This is a genomic window from Zoogloea sp. (assembly GCF_044344315.1).
Taxonomy (GTDB): Bacteria; Pseudomonadota; Gammaproteobacteria; order Burkholderiales; family Rhodocyclaceae; genus Zoogloea.
Genome location: NZ_JBIJDC010000034.1, coordinates 31,818 through 40,269, shown reverse-complemented (window position 1 = coordinate 40,269; position 8,452 = coordinate 31,818). Strand labels below are relative to the sequence as shown.

The 8,452-nt window shown below is 69.1% G+C and carries 11 protein-coding genes; 5 read left to right on the top strand and 6 right to left on the bottom strand.

Annotation, left to right across the window (positions count from 1 at the left end; translation table 11 throughout):
- Positions 1 to 767, top strand: a 767-nt coding sequence (locus ACIQ09_RS09670; RefSeq protein WP_398308613.1) for a DEAD/DEAH box helicase, incomplete at its 5' end; no start/stop codon positions are given.
- A gap of 17 nt (positions 768 to 784) precedes the next feature.
- On the opposite strand, the gene ACIQ09_RS09665 is transcribed toward ACIQ09_RS09670, so the two are convergent.
- Both ACIQ09_RS09665 and ACIQ09_RS09660 read right to left on the bottom strand, forming a co-directional pair.
- Positions 785 to 1,219: a group 1 truncated hemoglobin gene (locus ACIQ09_RS09665; RefSeq protein ID WP_398308611.1), complete on the bottom strand. Its 435-nt coding sequence runs from the start codon at positions 1,217 to 1,219 to the stop codon at positions 785 to 787.
- Positions 1,220 to 1,235: 16 nt separating this feature from the next.
- Positions 1,236 to 2,096, bottom strand: coding sequence for a DUF3034 family protein (locus ACIQ09_RS09660; protein ID WP_296407639.1), 861 nt, complete (start codon positions 2,094 to 2,096; stop codon positions 1,236 to 1,238).
- A gap of 270 nt (positions 2,097 to 2,366) precedes the next feature.
- Here ACIQ09_RS09660 and ACIQ09_RS09655 point away from each other — a divergent pair, with 270 nt between their 5' ends.
- The 4 genes from ACIQ09_RS09655 to ACIQ09_RS09640 all read left to right on the top strand — a co-directional run bounded on the left by ACIQ09_RS09655 (position 2,367) and on the right by ACIQ09_RS09640 (position 4,971).
- A complete protein-coding gene (locus ACIQ09_RS09655; protein ID WP_398308609.1) occupies positions 2,367 to 3,050 on the top strand; it encodes a sigma-70 family RNA polymerase sigma factor in 684 nt (227 codons plus the stop codon).
- Between the two features lie 2 nt (positions 3,051 to 3,052).
- Positions 3,053 to 3,883, top strand: coding sequence for a cupin domain-containing protein (locus ACIQ09_RS09650; protein ID WP_398308607.1), 831 nt, complete (start codon positions 3,053 to 3,055; stop codon positions 3,881 to 3,883).
- A gap of 150 nt (positions 3,884 to 4,033) precedes the next feature.
- The gene (locus ACIQ09_RS09645) at positions 4,034 to 4,612 is read left to right on the top strand and encodes a ferritin-like domain-containing protein (protein WP_296407634.1); all 579 of its coding nucleotides are present in this window, start codon (positions 4,034 to 4,036) and stop codon (positions 4,610 to 4,612) included.
- Positions 4,609 to 4,971, top strand: a complete 363-nt coding sequence (locus ACIQ09_RS09640; protein WP_296407633.1) for a cytochrome c family protein — start codon at positions 4,609 to 4,611, stop codon at positions 4,969 to 4,971. Before ACIQ09_RS09645 ends, ACIQ09_RS09640 begins: the two co-directional genes overlap by 4 nt.
- Before the next feature lie 4 nt (positions 4,972 to 4,975).
- Here ACIQ09_RS09640 and ACIQ09_RS09635 read toward each other — a convergent pair whose 3' ends face one another.
- From ACIQ09_RS09635 to ACIQ09_RS09620, 4 genes are all read right to left on the bottom strand, one after another.
- The gene (locus tag ACIQ09_RS09635; protein WP_398308604.1) at positions 4,976 to 5,929 is read right to left on the bottom strand and encodes a D-2-hydroxyacid dehydrogenase; all 954 of its coding nucleotides are present in this window, start codon (positions 5,927 to 5,929) and stop codon (positions 4,976 to 4,978) included.
- A gap of 78 nt (positions 5,930 to 6,007) precedes the next feature.
- A complete protein-coding gene (gene cobO, locus ACIQ09_RS09630) occupies positions 6,008 to 6,640 on the bottom strand; it encodes a cob(I)yrinic acid a,c-diamide adenosyltransferase (protein ID WP_398308602.1) in 633 nt (210 codons plus the stop codon).
- A gap of 29 nt (positions 6,641 to 6,669) precedes the next feature.
- Entirely contained in the window at positions 6,670 to 7,452 is a 783-nt protein-coding gene (locus ACIQ09_RS09625; protein WP_398308600.1) for an ABC transporter ATP-binding protein, read from the bottom strand.
- Positions 7,449 to 8,432: a FecCD family ABC transporter permease gene (locus ACIQ09_RS09620; RefSeq protein ID WP_398308615.1), complete on the bottom strand. Its 984-nt coding sequence runs from the start codon at positions 8,430 to 8,432 to the stop codon at positions 7,449 to 7,451. The genes ACIQ09_RS09625 and ACIQ09_RS09620 overlap by 4 nt, the downstream gene beginning before the upstream one ends.
- Positions 8,433 to 8,452 lie beyond the last annotated feature (20 nt).

Genomic DNA, 8,452 nt, shown 5'->3' with positions numbered 1-8,452 from the left:
GTGTCGAGCTCGAAGGCCGTCAGCGCGACCTCTACGAGACCGTGCGCGCCTCCATGGACCAGCGGGTCCGCGACGAGATCGCCGCCCGGGGTTTCGCGCGCAGCCAGATCGTCATCCTCGATGCCCTGCTCAAGCTGCGCCAGGTGTGCTGCGACCCGCGCCTCATCAAGACCGACGCCGCCGCCAAGGTGAAGGAGCGGGCCAAGCTCGACCTGCTCATGGACATGCTGCCGGAGCTGGTGGAAGAGGGCCGCAAGGTGCTGCTGTTCTCCCAGTTCACCGGCATGCTCAGCCTCATCGCCGCCGAACTCACCACCCGGCGCATCGACTACGTGACCCTCACCGGCGACACCCAGGACCGGGAGGCGCCGATCCGCCAGTTCCAGGACGGCGAGGTGCCGGTCTTCCTGATCAGCCTGAAGGCCGGGGGTGTCGGCCTCAACCTCACCGCTGCCGACACGGTGATCCACTACGACCCCTGGTGGAACCCGGCCGTCGAAAACCAGGCCACTGACCGGGCCCACCGCCTCGGGCAGAAGAAGGCGGTGTTCGTCTACAAGCTGGTGGTGGCCGGGTCCATCGAGGAGAAGATCCTCGGCCTGCAGGAGAAGAAGGCCGAACTCGCCGCCGGCATCCTCTCGGAGGATCACCAGGGCACGGTGAAGTTCGGTGAGGACGACATCCGTGCCCTGCTCGCGCCGCTGCCTGAGGTGAAGGGCGAGGCCGACGGGGCGCCGAAGAAGCGCGGACGCCCCGCAAAGGCATGAAACCCGGTGCAGGCCGTTCAGCGGGTGATGATCTCGCGATGCATCGGGGCCAGTTTGGCCAGCAGCTTGTTCTGGGCCCGGAAGGGAACGCCCTGCGCATCCATGGCCTTCTGCAGATCTTCCACAAGCGCATTGAAATCCGCCTCGCGAATGCCCAGCCCGGCATGCAGCGGCCCCATTGGCGCGCCGCCATAGGTGCAGGGGCCCTCCAGAACCGCGCAGATCTGATCCACCAACTGGGCCTTGACCCGGGTCTGGTCGGCCTTCTCGAAAAAGGGGCGGGTGCGCGGATCGGCCAGCAGCCTGAGCATGAAGCCATCCATGATCTTCACCAGCCCCGGTTTTTCACCGAAGGCCTGGAAGGTGGACAGATCCGGTTCTGCGTGACCGGCCGCGGGAAGGGCCATGGCGGCGCAGGTGGCAACAAGGGTAATGAAATGGCGGGTTTTCATCGGGGTGCTCCTCGGGTCAAAAGCCGACCTGCAAAGACAGGTAGGGTGCGCGCTGGTTGTCCTTGATGACGATGTTGCCCAGGTGGGCGTAGGCCAGCGTCACCGAAACGTTCTTGATCGGTTGGTAGGCAACGAAGAAGTCGTACCAGTCATCCTCCCGAGCGATCTTCAGGTTGTCCGGCTTGCTGCGGTACTCGACACCCACCGCCAGATCCTTGCGGACCAGGTAGGCCAGAGAGGTCTCGAACTGGGTCGAATAGCCGTCGCGCTTGTCACCCCCGAAGCCCAGAATCCCCAGCTGGTTGGCCTTGGTCTGGCGCAGGGTCGCATTGGCCAGCACGCTCTGGGCCAGGAAGAGCTTGGTGGCGCTGACGTAGAAGTCGGTACCGTGATCATCCTTCGCGCCGATGGCCCGCAGCACCGCCCCCTGGTCATTGCGCTTGTGCTGCACGCCGATGGCAATCTGGGGCAGCCAGCTATCCTGATCCAGCACGGCATTGCCGAGCACCCGCAGCTTGACCCCGAAGACGTCCTGATTGAAGGCGAATCCGTTCCCCAGCCCGAGTGCGCCGCCCACCTCACGGGTGTTGAAGCGCTGGCGGGCGTAGGACAATTCGAGGCGATCCCACAGGCCCACGGCGATGCCGCCCGTCGCCAGCCCGTAGTCCTGGGACCACACGCCGGTGTAGAAGGCGTTGGCACCGATCTGGTCGCGGGTGCCGTAGCCGGCGATCACCGCCCAGGGCGTCAGCCCGCCGCCGGCTGCGCCTTCCAGCTGGGTGACGCCGCCCGTGAGCAGCAGCTTGTCGCTCCCGGCGAGGGCCGGCAATGCGGCGCCCCAGGCGAGCAAGAGGGTCAGTTTCTTGATAACGTGCATGGCAATGTGCCTCCCAAGGTGATGAAGTGGGCGGCGCCTCCCCGACGGGGTTCGCCGCACCCCCTCATTACGCGGGGTGTGGCAATCCGGATGCAGACGGGGCTACCCACCCCGCATTGCCGCGGCTGCATCCACCGCGCCGCCGGCTGCGTAATGCAGGAACACGCTGCCGCTCGTGTTGCCCTGCGACCCTTGCGCCCAGCGTCCTGATCAACTCCCGGAGACACTCAACATGGCCCCAGACGCCCGTCACAGCAAGGAGCGATCCCCATGACCGAGGACCTGCAGCCGGTGATCCTGCCTGGCACCGCGCCGCCGCCCAGCCTTGCAGGCGCCCCGGACGGTGGCGATGCGGACGTGTGCCCGCGCGGAGGATGGGCTGCGCCCGAAGACCTCGAACTGGCCGGATGCCTCAAGCGCATCGGTGGTGGCGACGAGGGCGCCCTGGCCGAGCTCTATGACAGCACCGGTGGCCGGGTGCATGGCATCGTCCTGCGTATCGTCCGGGATACGGTGGCTGCCGAGGAGGTGGTGGAGGACGTCTTCTTTCAAGTATGGCGCCAGGCGCTGCGCTACGATCCGGCCCGCGGCCGGCCGCTGGCGTGGATCCTGACCATTGCCCGCAGCCGTGCCCTCGACCATCTGCGCCGGGCCGACCCGGCCCTGTGCCACCCCGAGCCGCATACCCTGCTGGAGGTCGAACCCCAGGATGGCAGCGACCCGCCCGACCTCCTGACGGCCTGCCAGGACAGCACCCGGGTGCACGCTGCACTGGCGGCCCTTGACCCGGTGCCGCGCCAGCTCATCGCATTGGTCTTCTTCCGTGGCCTGACCCACGACGAGGTCGCTCAGCATGCAGGCCTGCCCCTCGGAACCGTCAAATCCCATGTCCGGCGTGCGCTGCTGAGTCTGCGTGCAACGCTGACCGCACATATCGACAGGAGCACCGCGTGATCATGAACGACAAACACATGCTTGATCCCGACGATCCGACCGGTGCCCGCGATGTGCGCGACGGCCTGCTCGAAGCCGTCTCCCCCGTTGCCCTGTCTCCCGAGCGCGCCGATGCGCTCAAGCAGCGCCTGCTCGCCCGTGTCCGGGCCAGCCGCGCAGCCGGTGCGGATTTCATCCATGTGCGCCTTGATGAAGGCGAGTGGGGCCGTCTGGTGCCAGGGGTTCGCGTCAAGCGCCTGTGCGGGGACGCCCGGTCCGTGTTGCTTGAACTGCAGCCCGGCGCCGCGATCCCCTTCCATCGTCACCATGAAGACGAGGAATGTGTTGTCCTGCGTGGCGAGGCCCAACTGGGCGACATCACCGTCCGCGTCGGCGACTATCACCTGGCCCGTTCCGGCAGTCGCCATGGCGTGGTGCGTTCGAGCGGCGGAGCCCTGCTCTACTTGCGCGGCACGCCCATCGGCCATGGCATGGAAGTCGCCAGGGATGTGATCAGCGCCCTGCTCCCCGGTCGCGGTCAGGTGCCCATCACGGTGCACCGCGACGAAGGAGAATGGACTGAACGCCAGCCCGGTGTCCGCCTGAAGCTGCTGCACGACGAAGGGCACGAGCGGTCCCTCCTGCTCAGCCTCGCCCCGGGCGCCCATGCCGATTTCCGCGATCCGCCCCTCGACAGGGAATGCCTGGTGATCGAAGGTGAAGCCTTTGCGGGTGACAGGTTGCTGCGTGCCGGTGATTACCAACTCGCCCCCGACGGTGTGCGGCAGCCGCCCTTCAGCAGCGACGTGGGCAGCTTGCTCTTCGTGCGTTCGTCGAGCCGGCCGGCTGCCTGAAGCGGGCGCCCACGCCCTGCGGGCCGGGTGACTGCGTCTTCTGACGTGGCACCCGGCCCGCGGCGCTTCAGGGCTTGCATCCAGGTCGGTATGGGCTGCGTAGAGGGGTTGAAGCACCCGTTCTCAATCCCCTCGTCAAGGAGTCAGACCATGTCCGCCAATGCCCTTCCTGCCCGCCGCAACTTCCTGTCCACCTCCGGCAAGGCCACCCTCTCAGTTGCCGCCATCGCCCTGCTTGCCGGGCGCCCCGATCTTGCCGCTGCCGCTCCTGGCGACATGGGCAAGGATGTGGACATCCTCAATGTGGCCCTGGGCCTCGAACACGAGGCCATCAACGCATACCAGCTCGGCGCCGGCAGCGGCCTGCTGCAGAAGCCGGTGCTCGACGTGGCCGTGCTGTTCCAGTCCCATCACAAGGGGCACCGGGACGCGCTCATTGCCACCATTGAGAAGATGGGCGGCAAGCCGGTGATGGAACGATCCCTCGACGACTATGCCAAGGCCCTCAATGCCGGCACGCTGAAAAGTCAGGCTGATGTGCTGGCCCTGGCCGCACGCTTGGAACTGGGCGCCGCCAACGCCTACCTGGGGGTGATCCCGTCCTTCAAGGAGGCCGCGCTGGCCCAGGTGGCCGGGCGCCTCGCCGCCGACGAAACCATGCACTGGACGGCCTTGTCGTCCGCGCTGGGTCGCATGCTGCCGGCCAAGCCGCTGAGCTTCGGCGCATGAAGCCCGCACTGTGCCTCGCCCTGGCCGGCCTGGCAGTGCTTGCGGCACCTGCCCGGGCGGCCGATGACGCCGACCCGGGCCGGGCCCTCTATGAGGCGCGCTGCGGTGGCTGCCACGCCCTCGCTGCGGACCGGGTCGGGCCGCGCCATGCCGGGGTGCTCGGCCGCAAGGCGGGCAGCATCGCCGGCTTTGCCTACTCCCCGGCGCTCGCCCGCTCGCAGATCGTGTGGACCGAGGAGAGTCTGGAGCGCTGGCTGCGCGATCCGGAAGCCCTGGTGCCGGGGCAGCGGATGAACTTCCGGGTTGGCGACGCGGACGAGCGGCGGCGGATCGTCGAGTACCTGAGCCGCAATCGCTAGCGTCTCACGCCACCCGGTTGCGCGCCTCCCCGGCGGCGAAGGCTTCGATGTTGCCGATCAACTGGTCCGCCAGGGCCTGCATGGCCTCCCGGCTGGACCAGGCCACGTGGGGGGTGAGGATGAAGTTGCCCGCTTCCAGTAAATCGGGAGCGAGAAGGGGATTGTCCCGGGGTGGCTCCTCGCTCAGCACGTCGAAGCCGGCGCCGCCGATTTGCCTGTGGCGCAGGGCCTCGGCCAGGGCGGCTTCATCCACCAGGCCGCCGCGGGCGGTGTTGATGAGCAGGGCACCGGGCTTCATGGTGGCCAGCTCTGCTGCACCGATCATGTGCCGGGTGGCGTCGTTGAGGGGGCAGTGCAGGCTGATCACGTCGGCCTCGCGGAGCAGCTGCGGGAAGGCCACGTAGCCTTCGCGCACCGTGTCGGCGCCCTTGCGCTCGCCGCGGATCACCCGCATGCCGAAGGCCTCGGCGAGGCGGGCGACGCCGTCGCCCAGGGTGCCGCTGCCGAGAATGCCCAGGGTCTGGCCGGCCAGGTCGCGGATGGGGTAATCGAAATAGCAGAACTGTTCGCTGTGCTGCCAGCGCCCGGCCGCCACGGACTGGTGAAAGGGCCCGATCTGCCGGGACAGGGCCAGCAGCAGGGCGAGGACGTGTTCCGGCACGGTCTCGCGGGCATAGCCGCGCACGTTGGAGACGACGATGCCGCGAGCCCGGCAGGCCTCCAGATCGATGTTGTTGTAGCCGGTGGCGGCGATGGCGACCATCTGCAGCTGTGGCAGGCCGGCCAGGATGTCGGCGGTCAGCAGGCGCTTGTTGACGATGGCAATGGTGGCGCCGGCCAGGCGCTCGGCGACCTCATCCTGGCGGGTAGCGTCGAATTCCACCCACTCGTGGGCAAAGGCGGGGCTGCGGACGTTGGCGATCAGGGCGCCGGCTTCGAGGGTGACGATGCGGTGCATGGGGCTTCCTGGAGCGGGAGGAGCCCAAGCTTAGCGCGCCCGGAGGGCCGGGCAGAACCGGGGTTTACCGCAGGCGGCTCAGAACTCCACGCCCGCCTGGGCGGCGATACCGGCCTTGAAGGCGTGCTTGACCACACCCATCTCGGTGACGGTGTCGGCGGCCTCAATCAGGGCCTCGGGGGCGCCGCGGCCGGTAACGATGACGTGCTGCATCTCGGGCCGGCTGTTGATGTCGCGGAGGACTTCGGCCAGATCCAGGTAGGCGTACTTGAGGGCGATGTTGAGCTCGTCGAGGACGACGAGGCCGATCTCCGGATCGTCCAGGAAGCGCCGCGCCTGTTCCCACCCGGCTTTGGCGCTGGCGATGTCGGCGCTGCGGTCCTGGGTGTCCCAGGTGAAGCCGTCGCCCATGACGTGCCAGCTCACCTCGGGCTGGCGGCGGAAGAAGGCTTCCTCGCCGGTGTCGGAGCGGCCTTTGACGAACTGCACCACGCCCACTTTCATGCCGTGGCCGATGGCCCGGGCGAGCACACCAAAGGCGGCGCTGGACTTGCCCTTGCCGTTGCCGGTGTTGACCAGCAGCAGGCCGCGGGTGTCGGTGGCGGCGGCGATGGCGGCGTCAACGACGGCCTTCTTGCGTTCCATGCGGGCCTTGTGGCGGGCGTTGCGTTCTTCCTCGGTGGACGTTGCGTTCAGGTCGGGTGCGCTCATGGCTTCTCTCGGGGGTGGTTGTGGCCGGTTCAGACCGGCACGAACAAGGTGTGTTCGCCGTCGGCGATGGCCCGCAGGGGGTGGCCGAAGGCGGCGGACAGGCGCGCAGTGGTGAGCACCTCGGCTGCCGGGCCGATCACGTGGCCGCCTTCACCATCGAGCAGCAGTACGTGGCTGGCGTAGCGGGCGGTGAGGTTGATGTCATGGAGGACCATGGCCACGCCGGCGCCGCTGGCGGCCAGGCTGCGGAAGTGATCGAGCACGGCGACCTGGTGGTGCAGATCCAGGTGGGCCAGGGGTTCGTCGAGCAGGTAGAGGCGCGGCTGCTGGACGAGCAGGGCGGCGATGGAGAGGCGCTGGCGCTCGCCGCCGGAAAGGGTAGGCACTTGGCGCGCGGCAAAGCTCTCCAGGCCCATCTGCGCCAGGGCCGCCAGGGCGATGGCTTCGTCGCCCGGGCCTTCCCAGTCCCAGCGGCCCAGGTAGGGGTGGCGACCGACCAGGGCGGTCTCGAGTACGGTGGCACTGAAGAAGTCGGGCTGGCTCTGGGCGAGCAGGCCGCGCAGGCAGGCCTCATGACCGCGGGGCCAGGCGGCATAGGGCTGGCCGGACAGCAGCACGGCGCCGCGGGCGGCATCGCGCAGGCCGGCCAGGGTGTGGAGCAGGGTGGTCTTGCCGGCGCCGTTGCGGCCGAGTATGACCAGGGTATCGCCGGCCTGCAGGGTGAAATCCAGCTCGTGGCACACATCCCGGCGCCCCACCTGCACGGTGAGCCGTTCGGCGGCCAGCACGGGGGGGCGGGCATCCATCTTCATCGGGGGTGGCGGGCCAGCAGGAACAGGAACACCGGCACGCCGATCAGGGCGGTGAGCACGCCCACCGGCAGCTGGATGGGGGCGACCACGGTACGTGCCGCGGTGTCGGCGGCGCACAGCAGCACGCCGCCGGCCAGGGTGGCGGCGGGGAGCAGCAGGCGCTGGTCGTTGCCGATGGCCAGGCGCACCAGATGGGGCACGATCAGCCCGATGAAGCCCACCGAGCCGACGGTGGTGACGGCCACTGCGGTGAGCAGGGAGCCCAGGCCATAGACCAGGCCGCGCAGGCGCCCGACCCGCACGCCGAGGGCGCGGGCAGTGACTTCGCCCCGGGCCAGCAGGTTGAGCTCGCGGGCGAAGGGCAGGGCCGCGGCGAGCCCGACAGCCAGCAGGGCCAGGGCCGGCCACGGTCGGGTGGCGCCACTGGCATCGCCCATCAGCCAGAACAGCATGCCTTTGACTCGCCCCTCCGGGGCCAGGCTGAGCATCAGGGCCACCGCCGCGCCACAGCCGGCGGCGACGATAACGCCGGTGAGGAGGAGACGGGTCTGGGTCCAGGACCCGTCTCCATGGGCCAGGCCGAAGACCAGCAGGGTGGCGCCGAGGGCACCGATGAAGGCCCCCGCGTCAATCCAGCCGGCCGCAGCCCCTGCAAGGATGGCGCCCAGCGCCCCGACCGCCGCGCCACCGGAGATGCCCAGCACGTAGGGGTCGGCCAGGGGGTTGCGCAGCAGCACCTGCATCAGCGCACCGGCCAGGGCCAGCAGGCCGCCGCAGGCAAAGGCCGCCACGGCGCGGGGTAGGCGCAGGCTACGGATGATGTCCGCCTCCATGCCGCCTTCGGCACCGGACAGGGCGGTAAGCAGGTCGTCGATGGAGACCGGCAGGGCACCGGCCGAGAGGGACCAGGCGAAGGCCGCGAGGGCCGCCAGCACCAGGCCGGCGAGCACCGCAGCGGCGCGGCGGCGCACCGACAGCATGCCGGTGTTGCGCGTCGCAG

Coding starts and splice junctions, on each gene's coding strand:
- ACIQ09_RS09660 (WP_296407639.1), bottom strand. CDS start 2,096: ATGCACGTTATCAAGAAACTGACCCTCTTGCTCGCCTGGGGCGCCGCA.
- ACIQ09_RS09640 (WP_296407633.1), top strand. CDS start 4,609: ATGAAGCCCGCACTGTGCCTCGCCCTGGCCGGCCTGGCAGTGCTTGCG.
- ACIQ09_RS09650 (WP_398308607.1), top strand. CDS start 3,053: ATGAACGACAAACACATGCTTGATCCCGACGATCCGACCGGTGCCCGC.
- ACIQ09_RS09655 (WP_398308609.1), top strand. CDS start 2,367: ATGACCGAGGACCTGCAGCCGGTGATCCTGCCTGGCACCGCGCCGCCG.
- ACIQ09_RS09665 (WP_398308611.1), bottom strand. CDS start 1,219: ATGAAAACCCGCCATTTCATTACCCTTGTTGCCACCTGCGCCGCCATG.
- ACIQ09_RS09625 (WP_398308600.1), bottom strand. CDS start 7,452: ATGAAGATGGATGCCCGCCCCCCCGTGCTGGCCGCCGAACGGCTCACC.
- ACIQ09_RS09620 (WP_398308615.1), bottom strand. CDS start 8,432: ATGCTGTCGGTGCGCCGCCGCGCCGCTGCGGTGCTCGCCGGCCTGGTG.
- cobO (WP_398308602.1), bottom strand. CDS start 6,640: ATGAGCGCACCCGACCTGAACGCAACGTCCACCGAGGAAGAACGCAAC.
- ACIQ09_RS09645 (WP_296407634.1), top strand. CDS start 4,034: ATGTCCGCCAATGCCCTTCCTGCCCGCCGCAACTTCCTGTCCACCTCC.
- ACIQ09_RS09635 (WP_398308604.1), bottom strand. CDS start 5,929: ATGCACCGCATCGTCACCCTCGAAGCCGGCGCCCTGATCGCCAACGTC.